Here is a 21,635-nt window from a genome sequence, read left to right as displayed (position 1 = left end):
CCTCGACGTTGCTCGGGACGAACGGAGGAGGGGATTTCGGCTTCTTGCTCCCGTCCCGCTTGCGGGAGGGGCTGGGGGAGGGGCTGCCTTCTTGGGTGCGGTGCTTTTGGACATGCCCTCCCCTAACCCCTCCCGCGAGCGGGAGGGGGATATGCTCGGATGAGTGATGCTTTACGCCCTCTCCCGCCTTTGCGCGGCGAGCAGCGGCGGGCGAGTGCGCCCGATGCGCATGTTTGGCTATCGGCCTCGGCGGGGACGGGGAAGACGCAAGTGCTGTCCGCGCGGGTGTTTCGGCTGTTGCTGCGCGGGGTCGAGCCGTCGGCGATCTTGTGCCTGACCTTCACCAAGGCGGGTGCGGCGGAGATGGCGGCGCGGGTGAGCCAGCGGTTGGCGGCGTGGGTGCGGATGAAGCCCGGCGCGCTGTTCGAAGATCTGCGGGCGCTGGGCGAGCCGGGTGATCCGGTGCAGCAGGATCGCGCGCGGACGCTGTTTGCCAAGGTGCTCGACGCGCCGGGCGGGGGGCTGCGGATCCAGACGATCCATGGATTTTGCCAGGGGCTGCTCGCGGCGTTTCCGGCGGAGGCGAACCTCGTGCCGGGGTTCCGGCCGATCGAGCCGCGCGAGGAGGCGGTGCTGGCGCGCGCGACGCTGGCCGAGCTGCTGGTGACGGCCGAGCGCGAGGGGCGGGCGGGGCCGGTCGAGGCGATCGGTCGGCTGAGCGTGCGGCTGGGCGAAACCGCGGCGGAGGGGTTCCTGCATCAGTGCGCGCGGGCGGGCCGGGCGCTGGAGGCGCTGCCGAGCGGGATCCAGCCGTGGCTGCGCGGCGAGCTTGGGCTGCCATCGGGCGATATCGAGGCGATCATCGCTGAGGGGTGCGATGCGGTCGATCTCGATGCCGTCGAGCGGGTCGTGGCGGCGAACCGGGGGTGGGGCACGGCCACCGGAATCAAGCATGCCGAGGCGGTCAGCGGGTGGGTGGCGCTCGAGCGCGCGGCGCGGGCGGCGGCGCTTCATGTGCTGCGAAGTGTGTTCCACACGGGCAGGGGCGAGCCGCGGAAGGCTTCAGCCAAGCTGATTGCGGCCGAGCCGGATTACGAGCTGCTCGCGGGGGCGATCGGCGATCATTGTGCCGAGCTGCTCTCGTTGCGCGATCGCGCGGCCTATGCCGATCTGCTAGCCGATGCGCTGACGGTGGGGCGTGATTATGCGCGCGCCTATGCCGCGGCGAAGCGACGGGGCGGGCTGGTCGATTTCGACGATCTGATCGCAGCGACGGTCGATTTGCTGGAGATTCCGGGGATCGGCGAGTGGGTGCGCTTCAAGCTCGACCAGACGACCGAGCATGTGCTGATCGACGAGGCGCAGGACACCAATGTGGCGCAGTGGCGGATCGTGCGCGCGCTGGTCGACGAGTATTTCGTCGGGCGCGGGGTCTACGCGCCGTCGGTGCGCACGCTGTTCACCGTCGGCGACCACAAGCAGGCGATCTTCGGCTTCCAGGGCACCGATCCGATCAACTTCCGCGCTGCCGAGATGCACTTCGCGCGCAAGGCGGCCGACGTGCAGGGCGACGACCGGATGCCCGATCACGAGCGCGGACTGCCGTTCGAGCAATTGTCGCTCGTTTCGTCGTTCCGCTCGACGCGGCCGGTGCTGCAGTTCGTCGATGCGGCAATCTTGGGGCTCGGCCCGGACGCGCTGGGGCTCGATGGCGAGACGCCGGCGCATGCGAGCGAAGTGGCGGGTGCTGGGTTCGTCGAGTTGTGGCCGCCGATCGCGGCGGGGGCGGCCGAGGACGATGGCGGCGCGGAAGAGTGGATCGACGATGCGGTGCGCGCGAATGCGACGCGGATCGCGCGGCAAGTGCGGCAGTGGCTCGACGCGGGCACGATGCTGGAGAGCAAGGGGCGTCCGATCCGCCCCGAGGACATCATGATCCTCGTCAAGCGGCGTGGCGAGATCGCGCAATTGCTCGTTGCGCGGCTGTATGCCGAGGGCGTGCCGGTGGCGGGAGTCGACCGGCTGCGGCTGAATGCGCCGCTGGCCGTGCAGGACCTGCTCGCGGCGATCCGCTTCGTGTTGCAGCCGGACGATGATCTGAGCCTCGCCAGTCTGCTCGTCTCGCCGCTGATCGGCTGGACGCAGGACGAGCTGCTGGCGCGCGCGGTGCCGCGGCGGGTGAGCTTGTGGCGGCATCTGTCGGAGGCGCATCGCGACCTGCTCGGGCCGCTCGATGCGATGCTGGCGCGGGCGGATTTCACGACGCCTTATCGGTTCCTGGAGGAGTTGCTGTCGGGGGCGCTGGATGGGCGGCGCAAGCTGCTGTCGCGGCTAGGCGAAGAGGCGCGCGATCCGATCGAGGAGCTGCTGAGCGCGGCGCTCGATTTCGAGACGACCGCGACGCCATCGCTGCAGCGCTTCCTCGACTGGTTCGATCGCGGCGAAGTGGAGGTGAAGCGCGAGGCGGAGGGTGCGCACAATGCGGTGCGCGTGATGACGGCGCATGGCGCGAAGGGGTTACAGGCGCCGGTCGTGATCCTGGCTGACGCCACGGCCGACCCCGATGCGACGCGCAGCGCCACGCTGATGTGGACGCCCGATGGCCATGCCGCGCCGATCCCGGTGTTCGCACCGCGCGCGGCGGAGCGGGCCGGGCCGATCGAGGACGTCGTGACTGCCGCGGCCAAGCGCGAGAAGCAGGAGCATTGGCGGCTGTTCTACGTCGCGGCGACGCGGGCGGAGGAGCGGCTGGTGATCGCGGGGTCGCTTGGGCCGCGCTATCGCAATGGTGCGCCCGAGGCGAGTTGGCACGCGGCGGCGGCGCGCGCGCTGGATTCGCTGGGCGTAGCGGGGGAGGGGGCGCGGGTGTTCCGCGGCGATCCGCTGCCCGCGGCGGTGGAGCGGACGCGCGCGAAAGTCGCGCCTGCCGTCCCGGCGGTGGCGGTGCCCGAGTGGGTGCGGCGGCCGGCGCCGCCCGAGGCGCGGCCGCCACGGCCGCTGGCGCCCTCGTCGATCGGCGACGATGCGGTGGCTGATCCGCCACCGACGCCGGCGATGCGCGCCGCGGCCGAGCGTGGCCGGTTGATCCATGGGCTTTTCGAGCGCTTGCCTGGGATTGCGCCGGCCGAGCGGGCTGCGGCGGCGGATCGCTGGCTGGCGAAGGTTGGGCAGGTTAGCGATGGGGGCGAGCGGCGGGTGCTGACGCAGACGGTTTGCGACATCCTGGCCGATCCGCGCTTTGCCGAGCTGTTCGGCGCTGGATCGCTCGGTGAGGCGCCGATCAGTGCGGTGATCGAGGGCGGGCTGGTGATCGCGGGTACGGTCGATCGGTTGCTGGTGACGGCCGAGCGCGTTCAGCTGGTCGACTTCAAGACTGGGCGGCAGGCGTCGGCGGGGATCGACGACGTGCCCGAGTATCACGTGCGGCAAATGGCGGCCTATGCGGCGGCGCTGGCGGTGATCTTTCCCGATCGGCCGATCGAGGCGGCGTTGCTCTATACCGCGGGGCCTGTGCTGATCGCGTTGCCGCCGGCCTTACTGGCGGCGCACAAGCCGGGCTTCGCCGCTCGGGAGCAAAGCTTGGCACCGAGCCGTTGAGCGGAACAGGCTGCCGACCTAGATTGGCTGACGAAGGAGAATATCACGATGGCCACCAAGAAGATCACCGACGACAGCTTTCACGCTGACGTCATCCAGTCCGACAAGCCGGTGCTGGTCGATTTCTGGGCTGAGTGGTGCGGCCCGTGCAAGATGATCGGGCCGAGCCTCGAAGAGATTTCGGACGAGCTGGGCGAGCAAGTGACGATCGCCAAGATCAACATCGACGAAAACCCCGACGCACCGGGCCGCTATGGCGTGCGCGGGATCCCGACGATGATCCTGTTCAAGGGCGGCAACCCCGCGGCGACCAAAGTTGGCGCTGAGCCCAAGGGGCGGATCAAGGCTTGGCTCGAAGGCGAGCTGGCGTAAGATTGCTTGTCATGCCGGGCTAGTCCCCGCATCCACGCCTCGGCACGTCCTCCGGTCGGCGAGCTTTCGGCACGGTGGATGCCGGGACGAGCCCGGCATGACGGATATTGGTTGAGCTGCCGAGGCGGCGTCTAACTCCGATAGTCAGCGTTGATCGAGATGTAACCGTGCGTCAGGTCGCACGTCCAGACGGTCGCATGGCCGTCGCCGAGCGCTAGATCGACGCCGATTTCGATCTCGTTGCCCTTCAGGTGCGCGGTCACCGGCGCTTCGTCATAGCCCTCAACCGCTAGCCCCTCGCGCGCGACCTGGGTCGTGCCGAAGCGGATGGCGAGTTTGTCGCGGTCGGCGGGCTCGCCGGCCTTGCCGACTGCCATGACGACGCGGCCCCAGTTTGCGTCCTCGCCGGCGATGGCGGTCTTTACGAGCGGCGAGTTGGCGATCGACATTGCGATGCGATGCGCGGAGCGATCGCTGTCGGCGCCCTCGACGGTGATTTCGATCAGCTTGGAGGCGCCTTCGCCGTCGCGCACGACGAGCAGCGCGAGCTGGCGGCAAAGGTCGGCAAGGGCGGCCTGGAACGCGTCGGCGCCGGGGCTGTCTTCGTCGGTGAGCGGGGCGTTGCCGGCCTTGCCCGTCGCGAAGGCGAGCACGGTGTCGCTGGTCGAGGTGTCGCCATCGACGGTGATGCACGAGAAGCTGGGCGCATTGGCGGCGGTTAGCGCTGCCTGAAGGAAGGGCGCGGCAACCGCGGCGTCGGTGAAGATGAAGCCGAGCATCGTCGCCATGTCGGGCGCGATCATGCCTGAGCCCTTGATGACGCCAGCGAGCGTGACGGTGCGGCCGTCGATGATCGCGGTGGTGATTGCGCCCTTGGAATAGGTGTCTGTCGTGCCGATCGCTTCGGCGACCGAGTGCCAATCGCAGGGCGCCGCGGTGAAGGCAGCGTCAAGCCCGCCCTCGGCCTTGTCGATCGGCAGCGGCACGCCGATCACGCCGGTCGATGCAACGAACACGTCGGACGGCTGGCAGCCGAGATGCTGCGCCGCGCGGGCGGCAATCGCCTCGACGGCGGCACGGCCACGATTGCCGGTGAAGGCGTTGGAATTGCCGGCGTTCACGACGAGCGCGCGTGCCTCGCCCAGGACAAGCGCCTTGCGACACCATTCGACTTCAGGGGAGGGGCATTTCGATTGCGTCAGCACGCCGGCGACGGTGGTGCCGGGATCGAGCGTGATGAAGGTGAGGTCGCAGCGGTCCCACAGCTTGTACTGCGCGCGCGCGACGCGCGGCGTGACGCCGTCGATCTGCGGAAGGTGTGGGAACGGGAGGGCGAGGGGGGAGACGGCGTGCGACATGGCGGCGGCATGCCGCGGGCCGGGCGGAATGTCACGTAGGGGCGTGGTTGACGCTGAGCCGCGGTTGCATCATCTTTCGTCCATGGCGATCCATGTGAAGATCGACGAATCCGACACGCACCTGTTGGCGGCGATGGCAGCAGCGGTCCGTGGTGAGGAAGTCATGCTCGATTCTTCGACGGGAACGAGGGTACGCCTTGTCGGTACAACTCCCGCCAATGACGCCGAACGCGAGCGGCGCGCGGCCAAGCGACGCGCCGCGATCGGGATGTTCAAGCATCTGGTCGGTGATCGCGACATCGACGTCGGTTCGCTGAAAATGTACGATTTTTGGGAAGAACGCGACAGGCGGAAGTTTGGCGATATTGGTTGATACGCAGGCCCTAGTTTGGGCGATCACGGATAGCCCGCGCCTAAGCAGCGCTGCGCGGTCCGTTTTGGTTGACGTTGATGAGGACGTTTTCATCAGCGCCGTCACCGCATTTGAATTCGTCGATCTCAACAGGCGCGGTCGCTTCGGCGTCGATTTGCCGTTTGAGGCCGTGCTGTCGCAACTGGAAGCAACGGTGCTCGCAACGCCGGCCGAGCTATGGACGACGATCGATGCGTTGCCGCCGATCCACCGTGATCCCGTCGACCGCATGCTGATCGCGCATGCCGTTCATGCCGATCTGCCGATCGTCACGGCCGATGCCGCAATGAGTCACTACCCCGTCCGCATCATCTGGTGACGCTTTTGGGTTGGCCGCGCCCGTCTGCAACCCTATGTCTCACAGCGTAATGAATCTGCTGCTGCTTCTTTCCGCGCTGCTTTCTGCGCTGACCGGTGTTGGCGGGAGCTTGCGGACGCCGGTTCCAACGGTTGTCGAGGGATCGATCGCGGTGCGGCGGGCTCCGGTGGCGGCGTATCGGCTTACCGAACGGCCAGTGGCGTCGTTGCCCTCCCTCGCGCGCGTGGCGGCTGGTGGCCTCGACCGGATCTTTGCGCCGATCGTGCGCGAGCCCGTTTTTGCGAGCCGTCGGCGGGAATAACGCCGCCGTTTCCGACCACGTCGGACCATTACCGCTATTTCCGCGCGGGCCCAAGGGGCTGCCGCGCCGCTTCGATATCAGGAATCCAGCCCATGTTCGGCAACATCGCCAAATCGCTCTTCGGTTCGTCCAACGAACGCTACGTCCGCTCGCTCAATCCGATCATCGCCAAAATCGCGGGGTTCGAGCCCGCGTTGCAGGCGATGGATGATGCGACGCTTGCCAACCAGACAATTCTGTTCCGCGAGCGGTTGGCGAACGGCGATACGCTCGATGCGCTGCTGCCGGAGGCGTTTGCGACGGTTCGCGAGGCGGCCAAGCGCGTGCTCGGGCAGCGGCATTACGACGTGCAGATGGTCGGCGGCATCGTGCTCCACCGCGGCGAGATCGCCGAGATGCGCACCGGCGAGGGCAAGACGCTGGTCGCGACGCTGGCGACGTATCTCAACGCGCTGCCAGGGGATGGCGTCCATGTCATCACCGTCAATGACTATCTCGCCGCGCGCGACGCCGAGTGGATGGGGCGCGTGTATCGCTTCCTGGGGCTGACGGTCGGCGTGATCGTGCCGAACCTTAGCGACGGGCAGCGCAAGGAGGCTTACGCGGCCGACATCACGTATGGCACGAACAACGAGTTCGGCTTCGATTACCTGCGCGACAATATGAAGTACGAGCGCACGTCGATGGTGCAGCGGCCGTTCGCGATGGCGATCGTCGACGAGGTCGATTCGGTGCTGATCGACGAGGCGCGGACGCCGCTGATCATTTCCGGACCGACCGACGACAAGAGCGATCTGTACATGCAGGTCGATGCGATCGTGAAGCAGATCGTGCCCGACGATTACGAGAAGGACGAAAAGCAGAAGACGATCGTCCTGACCGAGGAAGGCACCGAGCGGGTCGAGCGGCTGCTGGAGGCGGCGGGGCTGCTGGAGGGCGCGAACCTCTATGACTTCGAGAACACGCAGGTCGTGCATCACCTGAACCAGTCGCTGCGCGCGAACGTGATGTTCAAGTCCGACATCGATTACATCGTGAAGGACGGCAAGGTCATCATCATTGACGAGTTCACCGGCCGCATGATGGATGGTCGGCGCTGGTCGGACGGGTTGCACCAGGCGGTCGAGGCGAAGGAGGGCGTGACGATCGAGCCCGAGAACCAGACGATGGCATCGATCACCTTCCAGAACTATTTCCGCATGTATCCCAAGCTGTCGGGAATGACCGGCACCGCCTCGACCGAAGCGGCCGAGTTCTTCGACATCTACAAGATGAACGTCGTCACCATCCCGACCAACGTGCCCGTGCAGCGCGTCGACGAGGAGGACGAATTCTACAAGGACACGCAGGACAAGTTCCGCGCGATCGCCAAGCGCATCCGCGAACATGCCGAGAAGGGCCAGCCGGTACTCGTCGGCACGGTATCGATCGAGAAGTCCGAACTGCTGAGCACCTTCCTGAACCAGGAGGGCGTCGATCACTCGGTGCTCAACGCGCGCTATCACGAGCAGGAAGCGCATATCGTGGCGCAGGCCGGGCGGCTGGGCGCAGTGACGATCGCGACCAACATGGCGGGTCGCGGCACCGACATTCAGCTGGGCGGCAACCTCGAGTTCCGCATGGAGGATGAATTGTCCGGCATGCCCGAGGGGCCTGAGCGCGACCAGGCGATCGCGGAGATTCGCGCGGAGATCGCGGCTGAGAAGGCGCGCGTACTGGAGGCGGGCGGGTTGTTCGTGCTCGGCACCGAACGCCACGAGAGCCGCCGCATCGACAATCAGCTGCGCGGTCGTTCGGGGCGACAGGGTGATCCGGGCTTGAGCCGCTTCTACCTTAGCCTCGACGACGATCTGCTGCGCATCTTCGGGCCGGACACGCTGTTCGCGCGGATGATGCGCAACAATATCGACGATGGCGAGGCGATCGGATCAAAGTGGCTGAGCAAGGCGATCGAGACGGCGCAGAAGAAGGTCGAGGCGCGCAACTACGACATCCGCAAGCAGGTCGTCGAATATGATGACGTGATGAACGATCAGCGCAAGGTGATCTACGAGCAGCGCGCGGACATCATGGATGCCGAAACGGTCGGCGATGTGGTCGAGGACATGCGCGCCGAGACGGTGAACGCGATCGTCGGCGATGCGTGCCCGGTCGGCTCTTACCCCGAGCAGTGGAACGTCGAGGGCATGAAGGATCGGCTGGCCGAGATCCTGAACCTGACGCCGCCGATCGACCGCTGGCTGGAAGAAGATGCGATCGATCCCGAACTGGTGACCGAGCGGGTGCAGGCTGAAGCCGACGCGATGGTCTCCGCCAAGGCGGCCGATCTCGAGCCGGAGACCTGGACGTCGGTTGAAAAGTCAATCCTGCTGCAGAACCTCGACCATCACTGGAAGGAGCATCTCGCGACGCTCGATGCGTTGCGCCAGGTGGTCCACTTGCGTGCCTATGCGCAGAAGACGCCGATCAACGAATATAAGCAGGAGGCGTTCGCGCTGTTCCAGCGGATGCTGGACAACATTCGCGAGGATGTGACGAAGACGATCGCACATGCCGAATTCCGGATGGAAGCGATGCCGGAGCTGCCCGAGTTGCCGGACTTCATCACGACTCACTTCGACCCTTTCACGGGTGACGACAATTCGGCCGATATCGATGCGGGCACGATGGGGCTGATCCAGACGCAGCTACCGCCGATGCAGATGGCGCCGCGGACCGAGGCGGATCTGGGTGAGGATCCGGCGAACTGGGAGGGTCAGGTGAGCCGCAACGCACCTTGCCCGTGTGGGTCGGGGCGCAAGTACAAGCATTGCCACGGGGCGGTCTAAAGCTGCGGGGTTGAGCCCGTCATGCCGGCGCAGGCCGGCATGACGAAGGCGCACAGAAAAGGCCCCGTCGTTGCCGGCGGGGCCTTTTTTTGTTCTGTCGTTAGATTGCGGCTCAGCGGCGGCGCTGTTCCGGCAGGACGATCGTCGGGCCGAGGCGATCAGCGACGTCCCGAGCGTTGAAGGCGCGAACTTCGTCGCGCGGCGGCGGGCCCTTGCGCATCACGATCTCGGCGGACGCTTCGTAGCGATCGACGGTGCGGACGTCGAAGTCGTTGAAGCCACCGCCCCAGCCGCCCCAACCACCCCAGCCGCCGCCCCACGGACGCCCCTGAAAGCGCCACGACGGGCCCCAAAAGCCTCCGAAGCCGCCATACCCGAGGCCCGGACCAAAGCCGGTGCCCGTTGAGTATGTGCGCGCCTGACGGTCGGTCTGGCGATCGACCATCACGAAGGTGTCGAAGCCATTCTGCAGCGTCAGTTCGGCAGCGCGGAAAAGAAGGTAGCGCTCAACGGTGTCGCGATCGGTGACTGAATTGCCGGCGAACGTAACGAGGAAGCGGTTTGCTTCGACCTGACGCTCCGTGAAGCCGGTGCGGTTGAAGCCGGAGCCGGTCGCGGGGCGATACGTAGTCTCGGTTGCGCAACCCGCGACCAGCAAGGCGCCGGAAGCGGCGGCCGCCATCCAAAGGCTACGACCGGAACGGAAAATGCTCATTGTGTCGTCTCCGAATCCGCCGCGTTGGAGCGGAACCTTCTTACAATATATCGTGCTGGTGGAACGTCCGATGAACGGATTGGCTCCGGGACGCACCGGTTCGTCGTGTTGACGTGGGTCAGCCACCGGTAGCTTCGGAGCCATTCATGACCTCCAGATACGCGACGAGAACGGCTTCGTTGATCGTATCCCAGCGGTAACGCGCAGCCTTGTGACATCCTGCTCGGCCCATGCCTCGACGCGCGTCATGATCGAGCGCGAGCGCGGCGATCGCATCGGCGTAGCCTGCAACATCGCGCGGCGCGACGAGCACGCCGGTGACGCCATCGTCAATCAACCCGACCGCGCCGGTGGCGCGCGCCGCGACGACTGGCACACCGGCAGCCATCGCTTCCAGCGTGACGTTGCCGAACGTCTCGGTGACGCTGGGATTGAAGAACACATCCATCGAGGCGACTGCGCGGCCAAGGCCATCGCCTGTCTGGAAGCCCGCGAAGGCAGCGTCGGGCACTTGATCGGCGAACCAGTCGCGCGCGGGCCCCTCGCCGATGACGAGTACGCGGTGCGGCGTGCCGCGGCGGCGGAGTTCGGCGACGACGTCGGCGAAGACGTCGAGCCCCTTTTCCTTCACCAATCGGCCGAGGAAGCCAACGGCCACTTCGTCGTCGCCAATGCCGAGCGAGCGGCGCCAGGCGAGGTCACGCTTGGCCGGCGAGAAGCGATCATGATCGACGCCGCGCGACCAGACCGACGTTGGGGTCCGCACGCCCCAGCCGTGCAGGATGTCGCCCAGCATCGTGCCGGGGACGAGCACGCGATCGACGCGATTATAAAAGCGCGTTAGCAGCCGCTCGGCGAACGGCTCGAGCAGGCGGAGCCCGTAGTAGCGCGGATAGGTTTCGAAGCGCGTGTGTAGCGAGGCGACGCGCGCGATGCCGTGGCGGCGCGCATAGCTGATCGCGCGATGCCCAAGGATATCGGGCGCCGAGACGTGGATCAGGTTGGGCGCGAACGCGGCAAGATCACGCTTCACACGCGCCGGCAGGCCGCGCGCGAGGCGGTACTCCCCGCGCTCGCCGGGCAGCGGGAGCGCGGGGACATCGACCAGATCGCCCGTTGCCGGGAAGGCTGGCTTGGGCACGGTCGGCGAATAGATGCGGACGGTGACTCCGCGATTCAGCAGATGGCCGACGAGCAGGTTCAGCGCCTGGTTCGCACCATCGCGAACGTAATTGTAATTGCCGCTGAATAGCGCGACGCGAAGGTCCGACGGCTGCATGATCCGCGGCGCCTATCGCGCTATTGCGGCGATCACTAGGCAATAAAGCTTTCGCGCACGCGGCGTTCGAGCACGGTCAGCGGAACCCGACCGGTATCGAGCACGAGTGTGTGGAAGCGCTTGATGTCGAAGCCGGGCTGCTTCTCGGCCTCGGCACGCAGCCGGCTGATCGCGATCTGGCCCATTTTATAGGCGCAGGCCTGGCCCGGATACACGATGTAGCGGTCCACCTCGGTGCGCGCGGCCGAGGGGGATTCCGAAGAGTTGGACGACAGGAAGTCGATCGCTTTTTCGCGGCTCCACCCGAGGTGGTGCATGCCGGTATCGACCACGAGCCGCGAGGCGCGGAAGGCGTAGGAGCCGAGATAACCGATCTTCCCGAGCGGATCGTCCTCATACATGCCGAGTTCGTCGGCGACCTGTTCGGCGTAAAGGCCCCAGCCTTCGCCGTACGCGGTGGCGGACGCCGTCTGGCGGTAGATCGGCAGCGCGGCGTTCTGCAGGCTGAGCGCGCCTTCGAACAGATGTCCCGGTGCGCCCTCATGGTAGGCGAGCGTGGGCAGCGAATAGCGTGGCCATTCGTGCGTATCGCGCAGGTTGATGAAGAAGATGCCGGGGCGTGAGCCATCGGCAAGGCCGCGCTGCGCCGAACCGCCGGGTGCGCCGCCCTCGATCTCCGGCGGGACGCGGCGGATCTCGTAGGGCAGGGTGGGCATGCGCGCGAAGACCTGCGGCACGCGCTTTCGCACCGCATCGAGGCGATCGTTGAGATAGGCGAGCAGCGCGGCGCGGCCGGCATCATCGTTTGCGAAGGTCTGGCCCGGCCGCCGTGCGAGTTCGTCGAGCCGTTCGCGCATCGTGCCGCGGGTGAGGCCCTGTGCCTTCAGCAGCGTATCGATCCGCGCGGTGAGGTCGGCGACTTGCTCCAGCCCGATGCGGTGCACCTCATCGGGCGCGATATCGATCGTGGTGTGCGAGCGCAGCGCGGCGGCATAATATTCGCGGCCGCGCGGCAAGCGGGCAACGCCGGCGTCGTTGCCCGCGCGGGGCAGAACGGCGGTGAGCGCTTCGATCTGGCGCGTCGCAGCGGGCTTAATTCCGGTTTCAAAAATCGCCGCGGCGCGATCGCCGTAGCCGGTAAGGCCAAGCGCAGTCGCGCGGCGCTCGACCGAGGTGACGAGCGTCTTGGTGCGCACGTCGCCATCGCGGAAGGCGGTGACCTGGCGGATCGCCTGATCGAGGATGAAGCGTGGCGCGATCACGCCGGCGGCGGCATTTTCGGTGACGAGGCGGGTGTCGGCGTCGAGCAGCGCCGGTACGGCGGCGAGGCGCGCAAGATACGCATCGGCGTCGGCGCGTGTCTTCACCGGATGCTGCAGATCCATGAAGTTCGCGAGCCCGGTGTAGAAGCCGCCCAGCTGGGTGACGGCATATGGCCCCGGGCGGTGGCCGAAGCCGCCGCTGTGGTAGCGGAACTCGTCAAGCTTTGCCCGCGACGACAGCGTGAAGTCGGCGCTGTCGTAGGCGATTGCCGCTGGCGTGCCGAGGCCGGTGCGGCCGAAGCTGCGCAGATCGCGCAAGTGCTGCATGGTCATCGCGCGATCGCGGTCGAGCCCGGCCGGGCTCCAGTCGGGTAGGCGGCTGCGCAAAGCAGCGAGCTTGCCCTTGTCGAGGCCGAGCTGGGTGGCCCCGGTCGGGCTTAGGGCGAGCTCGGCGTCGAACTGGCGCATCAGCAAAGCGTCGAGTTGTGCGTCGCGGCTGACGGGCTGCGCGAACGCGGGCAGCGCGGCGCTGGTGGTGGCGGCGCCGAGGCCAGCGATGACGGCGCGGCGGTCGATATGCGTCATGTTTTCAAATACCCTCTGAAATTCCGACTTCGTTCTTGCGGCGTACGCGGCGGATGCGCGGTTCGCGGTTGAGCTGCGCTTCCTTGCGGATCATCTGGCGCAGTTCGTCGCGCTTTTCGTGGATCGAGGCAATCACCGGGCCCATCGCGACGCCGAGATCGACCAGCACGGCCTCCGACAATTGCAGTGAGCTTTCGAGCGTTTCGGGCACCGCGTCGGTGACGCCGGCACGGTAAAGCTCCGCGGCATGCGCGGCATCACGGGCGCGGGCGATGATTGGCAGATCCGGCGCCAAGCCGCGGACGCGGCGACAGAGACGGACGGTGAGCACCGGATCGTCCATCGTCAGGATCAGCGCGCGGGCATTGGGCAGATCGAGCCGGTCGACCAGTTCGGGGCGGATCACATCGCCGAACAGCACCGGGTGGCCAGCGGCGCGCGCCGCCTTCACCGCGTCGATATCGGCCTCAACCGCGACATAGGGCAGATTGTGAATGGCCATCATTTCGGCGATCAGCTTACCGACACGCCCGAAGCCAATAATCACCGCGCGGCCGGCATCGGCGGGTCCGGTCTCGGTTAGCTCGGTGCCATATTCGATCCGCTTCGAGACGGCGCGTCCTGCCTTGGCGAGCAAGGGCGTGATGGTCAGCCCGATCGCAGTGACCGTCTGCCAGAAGGTGGCGGTGCTCGGCAGGATCAGTTGTGCCTGCGCGGCGGTCGCGAGCACGATCAGCGTCGTTTCTGACGGGCTACCCATCAGCAGGCCGGTTTCGGCAGCAATGCCGGGGCGGGCGTTGGCGACGCGGAGCAGCAGGAAGGTGACGACCGTCTTCACCGCGACGACGCCAGTGACGGCGAGTAGCAACGTCTGCCAATTCTCGGCAATGCTGCGCAGATCGAGGCTCATGCCGACGGTGATCAGGAACACGCCGAGCGCGAGGCCCTTGAACGGCGCGGTCATCACCTCGACCTCGGTGTGATATTCGGTCTCGGCGATCAGCAACCCGGCGAGCAGCGCGCCGACGATCGGCGACAGGCCAGCCGCGGTGGTCGCGACGCTGGCGACGATCACGACCAGCAAGGAGGCGGCGAGGAACAGTTCCGGGCTTTTGGTGCGCGCGGCCTGCGCGAACAGCCGCGGCAGGACGAGGCGGCCGCCAATGTACATCGCCACCACCGTCAGCCCGCCGCGGAGTGCCACCATGCCGATCCCGGCCCAGCCGTCGGTGGCGGTCGGCGCGAGTGCGCCCAGCGCGAAGATGATCGGGACGAGCGCCAGATCCTCGAATAGCAGCATCGCAAACGCACCGCGCCCGACCGCGCTGGTGGTGCCGACCAGCGGCAGGACGAGCGCGGTGGACGACAGCGCCAGCGCAAGGCCGAGCCCGATCGCGCCGGACCAGCCTTGCCCCAAATAATGTAGCGTGACGCCGATGATCAACGCGGAGCCGAGCAATTCGGCCGCGCCGGTGCCGAAGACCAGTCGGCGCATCGTCCAGAGTCGGCGAAACGATAGTTCGAGGCCGATCGAGAACAACAACAGGATAATGCCGAATTCGGCGAACGGCTCGATCGATTCCGGATCCGAGATCGTGACGTAATATAGCCATGGCGCGGCATCGACATTCGCCCCGAGGCCGGACGGGCCGACCAGCAGCCCGACCAGGATGAAACCGATTACCGGGCTCACCTTGAACCGGGCGAACGCCGGGATCACCATGCCGGCGGCGCCGAGGATCACGAGCGCGTCGGAGAAACCTTCGTTATCAATACCCAGTGCCATTGGGGTGTTGTAGACAAAGCGTCGCCGGTTTGTCGCGTATAACGGTCGCACTCGAGTCGGCAGGGGCTAGCTCGTCGCACGGAGAGCAGGCCTCATGTCTCGCGCGCAGCGACTGCTGGATCTAATCCAGGTGCTGCGTCGGCATCGGCGGGCAGTCGCGGGCGCAACGCTGGCGGACGAGCTCGGCGTATCGCTACGCACGCTCTATCGCGATATCGAAAGCCTGAAGGCGCAAGGCGCGCATATCGATGGAGAGGCGGGCGTCGGCTATGTGCTCCGCCCAGGATTCATGCTGCCGCCGCTGATGTTCTCCGAGGAGGAGATTGAGGCGCTGGTGCTCGGTTCGCGCTGGGTGTCGGAGCGAGCGGACGGGCAATTGGGCAAGGCGGCGCGCAACGTGCTGGCCAAGATCGGCGCGGTTCTACCGGACGACCTCAAGAAGGATATCCAATCATCCGGGCTACTGATCGGTCCCGGCGAGCCGATCGCAGCGGGTGACCAGGAGATTGCCGCGATCCGCCGGGCGATCCGGTCCGAACGCAAGGTGCAGATCACGTATGCCGACGAGCGTGGCGAGACCAGCGAACGGACCGTCTGGCCGATCGCGCTGGCCTTTTACGATCGCGTGCGCGTGATCGTCGCCTGGTGCGAACTGCGCGACAATTACCGCCATTTCCGGATCGACCGGATCATGGCGCTCGACCCGTCGTCCGTGCGGTATCCGCGGCGTCGCGCCGCGTTGCTGAAGGAATGGCACGCGATCCGAGGCGTGCCCGAACAGTGACTGCTGACATAAACTGACAGTAGGGCGGCGTATCCCGCGTTGGGCCGGCAAGCCATTCCGTGAGCCGGCTTTTGCGGAGGTAACTCATGCCAGACTTCAACTTCTTGCTGCTGCACGTGACGGATCACGTCGCCAGCGCCGCACTGTACCACGAGCTTCTGGGCGTCCCGATCGTCGAGCAAAAGTCCGACATCGCGATCTTGCCTTTGCGCGACGGCGTCATGCTGGGCTTGTGGTCGCGCGCAACGGTCGAGCCGGCGAGCACGGGACAATCAGGCGCGAGCGAGATCACGTTCGCAGTCGCGGACGCGGACGCCGTCGAGGCGACGCACGCCGACTGGGGGCGGCGCGGCTTGACCATCATCCAAGCGCCGACACGAATGAGCTTCGGCACGACGTTTGTCGCGCTCGATCCCGATGGTCATCGCCTGCGGGTGTTCGCGCCACCGGTGGCTTGACCCGTTTCTCGATTGGCGGCGGAAGTTCAACTCCCGCCGCCGTTCGGATCAGGCCCAGGTGGCCATCTTGGTTTCGAGGTTCAGGCGAACCGCCTCGAAGAACTGCTCGGTCGTCATCCACTTCTGATGCGGCCCGATCAGGATCGCGAGATCCTTCGTCATATCGCCATTCTCGACCGTCTCGATGCACACGCGCTCGAGCGTTTCGGCGAAGCGCGTGACATCGGGCGTGTCGTCGAACAGGCCGCGATATTTGAGGCCGCCGGTCCAAGCGAAGATCGACGCGATCGGGTTGGTCGAGGTTGCCTTGCCCTGCTCGTGCTGGCGGAAGTGGCGCGTCACGGTGCCGTGCGCGGCTTCGGCTTCGATCGTCTTGCCGTCGGGCGTCATCAGCACAGAGGTCATTAGGCCGAGCGAGCCGAATCCCTGCGCGACCTGATCCGACTGGACGTCGCCGTCGTAGTTCTTGCACGCCCAGACGAACTCGCCGCTCCACTTGAGCGCCGATGCGACCATGTCGTCGATCAGGCGGTGCTCGTAGACGATGCCGGCTTCCTTGAACTTCTCGACGAACTCGGCCTCGAAGATCTCGGCGAACAGATCCTTGAAGCGGCCGTCATAGGCCTTGAGGATCGTGTTCTTGGTGCTGAGGTACAGCGGCCACTTGCGGCCCAGGCTGTAGTTCATCGAGGCGCGCGCGAAATCGCGGATCGACTGGTCGAGGTTGTACATCCCCATCGCGACGCCCGCCTCGGGGAAGTCGTAGACGTTCTTCTCGATAACGGTGCCGTCCTCGCCTTCGAACTTCATCGTCAGCTTGCCCTTGCCGGGGACGAGGAAGTCGGTGGCACGGTACTGATCCCCAAAGGCGTGACGGCCGACGACGATCGGGTGCGTCCAGCCCGGGATCAGACGGGGGACGTTGCGGATCACGATCGGCTCGCGGAAGATCACGCCGCCCAGGATGTTGCGGATCGTGCCGTTGGGCGACTTCCACATCTGCTTGAGGCCGAATTCCTCGACGCGCTGCTCGTCCGGGGTGATCGTGGCGCACTTCACTGCGACGCCGTACTTCTGCGTGGCATAGGCGCTGTCGATCGTGATCTGATCGTTCGTCTCGTCGCGCTTTTCGATGCCGAGATCGTAGTAATCAAGTTCGATATCGAGATATGGCTTGATCAGGCGCTCGCGGATCCATTCCCAGATGATCCGCGTCATTTCGTCGCCGTCGATCTCCACGACGGGCGTTTTCACCTTGATTTTGGCCATTTGGGCATCCTTGAGCGATAGGGGTTGGCGCGGCGATAGGGGCAAGGGGGCAGGGGATCAACCGCGCGGCTTGCGTTGTATGCGCCCGTTCCGCCCGCTACACGCGGCACCATGCCATCGCTTCCCAAACCCGAGGCCGCGGGCCTTCCGATCACCACCACCGTCAAATGGCGCTTCCCTGCGGTTCATCCCGAGGGACAGAAATTCGTCGCAATCGCATTCGGCATCACGCTGCTGATGACGATCGTCCACAGCGTGTTCTTCTGGCCGCTGCTATTCGTGACGATCTGGGTAGCGGCGTTCTTCCGCGATCCGATCCGTACCACCCCGCGCGGCGAGGATCTGATCGTCTCGCCGGCGGATGGACTGGTGACGATGATCTCCGACGTGCCGGTGCCACGCGAGCTGATCGGCGAGCTGGGTGCGGCGACGCTGACGCGGGTGTCGGTGTTCATGAGCGTGTTCGACGTCCACATCAATCGCGCGCCGATCGCCGGGACGATCCGGCAGATCGTGTATATCTCGGGCAAATTCCTGAACGCCGATCTCGACAAGGCATCCGAGGATAACGAGCGACAGCATTTCGTAGTCGAGGGGCATGACGGGATCAAAGTGGGGTTCACGCAGATCGCCGGGCTGGTCGCGCGGCGGATCATGGGGTTCGTGAAGGTCGGTGACATGGTCGCCGCGGGGCAACGCGTCGGGCTGATCCGGTTCGGCAGCCGCGTCGATGTCTTTCTGCCGACGGGCTTTACACCGCAGGTTGCGCTGGGGCAGCGCGCGATCGCTGGCGAGACGGTGCTCGGCCGCGCCGGCGTGCGCCCGGCTACCGGGATCGCGCAGTGAGGCGACCGCTGCGGATGCGGCGCGGGCTGCCGCTGCGCGCCGTCGCGCCGAACGCGGTGACGGCGCTGGCGCTTTGCTCCGGGCTTAGCGGGGTGCAGTTCGCGATCAAGGCGCGGATGATGGAAGACGGGCTGGCGCTGCGCACGGGCGCGGACCTCGCCGCGCTTGCCGATCGCGTCGGGATGCACTGGCAGCTGGCCGCCGCCTTCGTGTTGATCGCGGGTATTCTCGACGGAATCGACGGGCGGATCGCGCGGCTGTTGCATGGCGAGAGCCGGTTCGGAGCCGAACTCGACTCGCTGGCCGACGCGATTTCGTTCGGCGTGTCGCCGGCGCTGATCCTGTATTTGTGGTCGCTATCGTCGCTGCCGCGCTTCGGCTGGATTGCGGCGCTGATGCTCGCGGTGTTCTGCGCGCTGCGGCTGGCTCGGTTCAACGCGAATATCGATTCTGATGAGCAACCGCACAAGTCGGCTGGGTTCCTTACCGGCGTACCGGCGCCGGCGGGGGCGGCGCTGGCCTTCCTACCACTGTTTTTATGGTTCTGGACTGAAGAGCCGCTGTTCCGATCGCCGTACGTCGTCGCGCCATGGACGGCGTTGGTCGCGTTGCTAATGGTGTCGAGCGTCGCGACCTGGTCCTGGACCTCGATGCGGCTGCGCCGCAACATTCGGTTCGAGGTGCTGGCTGGCGTTGTAGTCGTCGGGGCCGCGGCAGTTTCGGCGCCGTGGCATACGACGAGCGCGCTGAGCCTCGCCTATCTGCTCGCTATACCGTTCAGTGTAGCGAGCTACGCCAAAATCAGGCGGCTGCGCGCACCGACAGCCGGCGCGGCTGCGGTTGTGCCGCCCAGCGCCTGACGGCGATGCGTCGCTCCGCCTGCACCAGTGCGGCGAGCGGCTGATTCTGCGGCACCGACTCGCCCCGGAGGGCGGAAGCGATCCGGTCAAGACGCGGCGCCACGGTTGCGGCAATGGCATAGATCGAGACAGCAAATGTCCCGGCGAATACGCACACACTAACCAACGTCATCATCGTTCGCCTCCGTGTTAACCTTCTTTACGCGAACCACCTGCCGCTAACCCTTGGAAAACCGGCAGGTTCCCGCGCTTTGTCGCCGAAATGAAACTCCCCGTCCGCAAAACTCACATTAAACGGTAACAAACACGACGACGTTCGCTGTCTGTTCCGCATCTAGTTCCACGTCTGTTCCCGTTGGTCAAGACCTTGTATGCAGTGACGCATTGAGCTATCGGCGCGCACTCAACTCCACATGGGAAGCACCACACACCGGTGCGCGGTCTTTCAGACCAGCGTCATCCGCTTCCCAGAGGCATAACCGGAAGGAACACAAATTATGGCGGCACCAGTCGTCACGATGCAGCAGCTTATCGAAACCGGCGCGCACTTCGGCCACCAGACTCACCGCTGGAACCCGAAGATGAAGCCCTACCTGTTCGGTGACCGCAACGGCGTCCACATCATCGATCTATCGCAGACGGTGCCGCTGTTCTCGCGTGCGCTCGAGTTCATCAGCTCGACCGTCGCCAGTGGCGGCAAGGTTCTGTTCGTCGGCACGAAGCGTCAGGCGCAGGAGCCGGTTGCAGAGGCAGCGCGCCGCGCCGGCCAGCATTTCGTCAACCACCGCTGGCTGGGCGGTATGCTCACCAACTGGAAGACGATCTCCAACTCGATCAAGCGCCTGAAGGCACTCGAAGAGCAGCTCGCAGGCGACACGCACGGCCTCACCAAGAAGGAAGTGCTCCAGCTCACGCGCGAGAAGGACAAGCTCGAGATGAGCCTTGGCGGCATCCGCGACATGGGCGGCGTTCCGGAGATCATGTTCGTGATCGACGCGAACAAGGAAGAGCTGGCGATCAAGGAAGCCAACACGCTCGGCATCCCGGTCGTCGCGATCCTCGATTCGAACGTGTCGCCGGACGGCATCGCCTTCCCGGTGCCGGCGAACGACGATGCGAGCCGGGCGATCCGCCTGTATTGCGAAGCGGTGGCGATTGCAGCGACGCGCGGCAATGCCGAGCAGCAGCGTCGCGGTGGCGTGGACTTCGGCGCAATGGCCGAGCCGCCCGTCGAAGAAGCGTTGACGGTCGAGCCGGCTGCGGCTGACGCGGTGGAGCCGGCAGCGGCTGAAGCCGTGCAGGGCAGCGATCCCGTCGTTGTCGACGGTACCGCCGAGGAATCGCGCCAGATCGACGCGTAAGCGCTGCGGCTTCGACAAGCCGTTCACCGTTCGTACCAAGCTTGTCGAAGCGCATTGTCTTTCTCCCGCAACGTTGCGGGATGATGGCGGCGCTTCGACGGACTGGGTGCGGACGGTTTTCATATGGGCTGATCCCACCCACGGGATCGACAGGATAAGGACGAGAGATATGGCCGACATCACGGCAGCGATGGTCAAGGACCTGCGCGAGAAGAGCGGCGCGGGCATGATGGACTGCAAGAAGGCGCTGAACGAGACCGGTGGCGACATGAACGCCGCGATGGACTGGCTGCGCACCAAGGGGCTCGCAGCAGCCGCCAAGAAGTCCAGCCGCACCGCGGCCGAGGGCCTTGTCGGCGTCGCGACGAGCGGCACCAAGGGCGCCGCCGTCGAGGTGAATTCCGAGACCGATTTCGTTGCGAAGAACGACCAGTTCCAGGACTTCGTTCGCGAAGTGACGCAGATCGCGCTCGCCACTGGCGGCGATGTCGAGGCGCTCAAGGGCGAGAAGATGCCGTCGGGCACGACCGTCGAGGACGTGCTGACTAACAACGTTGCGACGATCGGCGAGAACCAGTCACTGCGTCGTGCGAAGACGCTCGAAGTGTCGAAGGGTGCGGTCGTCGGCTACGTCCACAACCAGCAGTCGCCCGGCCTCGGCAAGATCGGCGTGCTCGTTGCGCTGGAGAGCGATGCGTCGGACGAGGTTCTCCAGAGCCTCGGCAAGCAGCTGGCGATGCATGTCGCCGCGGCCTTCCCGAAGGCGCTGAACGAAGCAGATCTCGACGAAGCCGAGATCGAGCGCGAGCGCGCGATCGCCACCGAGAAGGCGGGCGAGAGTGGCAAGCCGGCAGACATCATCGCCAAGATGGTCGAGGGTTCGATTGCGAAGTATCGCAAGGAGCATGCGCTGGTCAGCCAGCTGTTCGTGATGGACGGCAAGACCAAGATCTCCGACGTCGTCGCCAAGGCGGGCAAGGATGCCGGCACGTCGATCGTGCTGAAGGATTATGTCCGCTTCCAGCTGGGTGAAGGCATCGAGAAGGAAGCGTCCGACTTCGCGGCCGAAGTCGCCGCAGCGTCTGGCGTGCCGCAGAACAAGCAGCCCGAGCCGACCGCCTAATCGCGGTCGACGTTCGTTGAACCGTCATGCCGGGTTTGCCCGGCATGACGGTGTGCCCCGACGTAACGGTTGCGGGCAGCATGGCACGCCCCTAAGGTCCGCGCCGCTCCCCGCCATCGA

At 65.9% G+C, this 21,635-nt stretch carries 18 protein-coding genes; 12 read left to right on the top strand and 6 right to left on the bottom strand.

The window, feature by feature from the left end; all coding sequences use genetic code 11:
• Window positions 1-159: 159 nt before the first annotated feature.
• Window positions 160-3,597: a double-strand break repair helicase AddA gene (gene addA, locus LLW23_RS00310; protein WP_228946823.1), complete on the top strand. Its 3,438-nt coding sequence runs from the start codon at window positions 160-162 to the stop codon at window positions 3,595-3,597.
• Between the two features lie 48 nt (window positions 3,598-3,645).
• Window positions 3,646-3,969 carry a thioredoxin TrxA gene (gene trxA, locus LLW23_RS00305; RefSeq protein ID WP_228946822.1) on the top strand — a complete coding sequence of 108 codons (324 nt, stop codon included), beginning with the start codon at window positions 3,646-3,648 and terminating at the stop codon, window positions 3,967-3,969.
• A gap of 131 nt (window positions 3,970-4,100) precedes the next feature.
• Here the strand turns inward: trxA and argJ are convergent, their stop codons facing one another.
• The gene (gene argJ, locus LLW23_RS00300; RefSeq protein ID WP_228946821.1) at window positions 4,101-5,327 is read right to left on the bottom strand and encodes a bifunctional glutamate N-acetyltransferase/amino-acid acetyltransferase ArgJ; all 1,227 of its coding nucleotides are present in this window, start codon (window positions 5,325-5,327) and stop codon (window positions 4,101-4,103) included.
• Window positions 5,328-5,421: 94 nt separating this feature from the next.
• Between argJ and LLW23_RS00295 the strand changes: the two genes are divergently transcribed.
• The 4 genes from LLW23_RS00295 (at window position 5,422) to secA (ending at window position 9,187) form a co-directional block, all read left to right on the top strand.
• Complete coding sequence (locus tag LLW23_RS00295; protein WP_228946820.1) at window positions 5,422-5,700, top strand: hypothetical protein; 279 nt, start codon at window positions 5,422-5,424, stop codon at window positions 5,698-5,700.
• Window positions 5,684-6,058, top strand: a complete 375-nt coding sequence (locus tag LLW23_RS00290) for a type II toxin-antitoxin system VapC family toxin (protein WP_333473783.1) — start codon at window positions 5,684-5,686, stop codon at window positions 6,056-6,058. Before LLW23_RS00295 ends, LLW23_RS00290 begins: the two co-directional genes overlap by 17 nt.
• A 49-nt stretch (window positions 6,059-6,107) precedes the next feature.
• The gene (locus LLW23_RS00285; RefSeq protein WP_228946819.1) at window positions 6,108-6,359 is read left to right on the top strand and encodes a hypothetical protein; all 252 of its coding nucleotides are present in this window, start codon (window positions 6,108-6,110) and stop codon (window positions 6,357-6,359) included.
• 92 nt (window positions 6,360-6,451) lie between these two features.
• Entirely contained in the window at window positions 6,452-9,187 is a 2,736-nt protein-coding gene (secA, locus tag LLW23_RS00280; protein ID WP_228946818.1) for a preprotein translocase subunit SecA, read from the top strand.
• A gap of 112 nt (window positions 9,188-9,299) precedes the next feature.
• Here secA and LLW23_RS00275 read toward each other — a convergent pair whose 3' ends face one another.
• The 4 genes from LLW23_RS00275 to LLW23_RS00260 all read right to left on the bottom strand — a co-directional run bounded on the left by LLW23_RS00275 (window position 9,300) and on the right by LLW23_RS00260 (window position 14,814).
• Window positions 9,300-9,902, bottom strand: a complete 603-nt coding sequence (locus LLW23_RS00275; protein WP_228946817.1) for a CC0125/CC1285 family lipoprotein — start codon at window positions 9,900-9,902, stop codon at window positions 9,300-9,302.
• 118 nt (window positions 9,903-10,020) lie between these two features.
• Window positions 10,021-11,181 (bottom strand): glycosyltransferase family 4 protein, encoded by a 1,161-nt coding sequence (locus tag LLW23_RS00270; RefSeq protein WP_228946816.1) that lies wholly within the window; start codon window positions 11,179-11,181, stop codon window positions 10,021-10,023.
• Between the two features lie 35 nt (window positions 11,182-11,216).
• Window positions 11,217-13,028: a DUF885 domain-containing protein gene (locus LLW23_RS00265; protein ID WP_228946815.1), complete on the bottom strand. Its 1,812-nt coding sequence runs from the start codon at window positions 13,026-13,028 to the stop codon at window positions 11,217-11,219.
• Window positions 13,029-13,032: 4 nt separating this feature from the next.
• Window positions 13,033-14,814, bottom strand: a complete 1,782-nt coding sequence (locus tag LLW23_RS00260; protein ID WP_228946814.1) for a cation:proton antiporter domain-containing protein — start codon at window positions 14,812-14,814, stop codon at window positions 13,033-13,035.
• Between the two features lie 94 nt (window positions 14,815-14,908).
• On the opposite strand from LLW23_RS00260, the gene LLW23_RS00255 reads away from it, so the two are divergent.
• The gene (locus tag LLW23_RS00255; RefSeq protein ID WP_228946813.1) at window positions 14,909-15,598 is read left to right on the top strand and encodes a helix-turn-helix transcriptional regulator; all 690 of its coding nucleotides are present in this window, start codon (window positions 14,909-14,911) and stop codon (window positions 15,596-15,598) included.
• Between the two features lie 86 nt (window positions 15,599-15,684).
• Entirely contained in the window at window positions 15,685-16,056 is a 372-nt protein-coding gene (locus LLW23_RS00250) for a VOC family protein (protein ID WP_228946812.1), read from the top strand.
• Between the two features lie 48 nt (window positions 16,057-16,104).
• Here LLW23_RS00250 and LLW23_RS00245 read toward each other — a convergent pair whose 3' ends face one another.
• Window positions 16,105-17,325 (bottom strand): NADP-dependent isocitrate dehydrogenase, encoded by a 1,221-nt coding sequence (locus LLW23_RS00245; protein WP_228946811.1) that lies wholly within the window; start codon window positions 17,323-17,325, stop codon window positions 16,105-16,107.
• A gap of 111 nt (window positions 17,326-17,436) precedes the next feature.
• Here LLW23_RS00245 and LLW23_RS00240 point away from each other — a divergent pair, with 111 nt between their 5' ends.
• The 4 genes from LLW23_RS00240 (at window position 17,437) to tsf (ending at window position 21,515) form a co-directional block, all read left to right on the top strand.
• Complete coding sequence (locus LLW23_RS00240) at window positions 17,437-18,171, top strand: phosphatidylserine decarboxylase (protein WP_228946810.1); 735 nt, start codon at window positions 17,437-17,439, stop codon at window positions 18,169-18,171.
• Between the two features lie 14 nt (window positions 18,172-18,185).
• Window positions 18,186-19,031: a CDP-alcohol phosphatidyltransferase family protein gene (locus tag LLW23_RS00235; RefSeq protein WP_228948637.1), complete on the top strand. Its 846-nt coding sequence runs from the start codon at window positions 18,186-18,188 to the stop codon at window positions 19,029-19,031.
• 497 nt (window positions 19,032-19,528) lie between these two features.
• Window positions 19,529-20,392 carry a 30S ribosomal protein S2 gene (rpsB, locus tag LLW23_RS00230; RefSeq protein WP_228946809.1) on the top strand — a complete coding sequence of 288 codons (864 nt, stop codon included), beginning with the start codon at window positions 19,529-19,531 and terminating at the stop codon, window positions 20,390-20,392.
• A gap of 169 nt (window positions 20,393-20,561) precedes the next feature.
• Complete coding sequence (tsf, locus tag LLW23_RS00225; protein ID WP_228946808.1) at window positions 20,562-21,515, top strand: translation elongation factor Ts; 954 nt, start codon at window positions 20,562-20,564, stop codon at window positions 21,513-21,515.
• The last annotated feature ends 120 nt before the right edge of the window (window positions 21,516-21,635 follow it).

Source organism: Sphingomonas radiodurans (assembly GCF_020866845.1).
Classification (GTDB): Bacteria; Pseudomonadota; Alphaproteobacteria; order Sphingomonadales; family Sphingomonadaceae; genus Sphingomonas; species Sphingomonas radiodurans.
Note: the sequence above shows the minus strand (reverse complement) of the source record. Positions and strands in the feature narration are given on the sequence as shown.

Bases quoted from the DNA above. Each gene is read 5' to 3' on its own strand.
- LLW23_RS00260 (WP_228946814.1), bottom strand. From the start codon at position 14,814: ATGGCACTGGGTATTGATAACGAAGGTTTCTCCGACGCGCTCGTGATC.
- tsf (WP_228946808.1), top strand. From the start codon at position 20,562: ATGGCCGACATCACGGCAGCGATGGTCAAGGACCTGCGCGAGAAGAGC.
- LLW23_RS00270 (WP_228946816.1), bottom strand. From the start codon at position 11,181: ATGCAGCCGTCGGACCTTCGCGTCGCGCTATTCAGCGGCAATTACAAT.
- LLW23_RS00240 (WP_228946810.1), top strand. From the start codon at position 17,437: ATGCCATCGCTTCCCAAACCCGAGGCCGCGGGCCTTCCGATCACCACC.
- LLW23_RS00250 (WP_228946812.1), top strand. From the start codon at position 15,685: ATGCCAGACTTCAACTTCTTGCTGCTGCACGTGACGGATCACGTCGCC.
- LLW23_RS00275 (WP_228946817.1), bottom strand. From the start codon at position 9,902: ATGAGCATTTTCCGTTCCGGTCGTAGCCTTTGGATGGCGGCCGCCGCT.
- rpsB (WP_228946809.1), top strand. From the start codon at position 19,529: ATGGCGGCACCAGTCGTCACGATGCAGCAGCTTATCGAAACCGGCGCG.
- addA (WP_228946823.1), top strand. From the start codon at position 160: ATGAGTGATGCTTTACGCCCTCTCCCGCCTTTGCGCGGCGAGCAGCGG.
- secA (WP_228946818.1), top strand. From the start codon at position 6,452: ATGTTCGGCAACATCGCCAAATCGCTCTTCGGTTCGTCCAACGAACGC.
- LLW23_RS00255 (WP_228946813.1), top strand. From the start codon at position 14,909: ATGTCTCGCGCGCAGCGACTGCTGGATCTAATCCAGGTGCTGCGTCGG.
- argJ (WP_228946821.1), bottom strand. From the start codon at position 5,327: ATGTCGCACGCCGTCTCCCCCCTCGCCCTCCCGTTCCCACACCTTCCG.
- LLW23_RS00235 (WP_228948637.1), top strand. From the start codon at position 18,186: ATGCGGCGCGGGCTGCCGCTGCGCGCCGTCGCGCCGAACGCGGTGACG.
- LLW23_RS00265 (WP_228946815.1), bottom strand. From the start codon at position 13,028: ATGACGCATATCGACCGCCGCGCCGTCATCGCTGGCCTCGGCGCCGCC.
- LLW23_RS00285 (WP_228946819.1), top strand. From the start codon at position 6,108: ATGAATCTGCTGCTGCTTCTTTCCGCGCTGCTTTCTGCGCTGACCGGT.
- trxA (WP_228946822.1), top strand. From the start codon at position 3,646: ATGGCCACCAAGAAGATCACCGACGACAGCTTTCACGCTGACGTCATC.
- LLW23_RS00245 (WP_228946811.1), bottom strand. From the start codon at position 17,325: ATGGCCAAAATCAAGGTGAAAACGCCCGTCGTGGAGATCGACGGCGAC.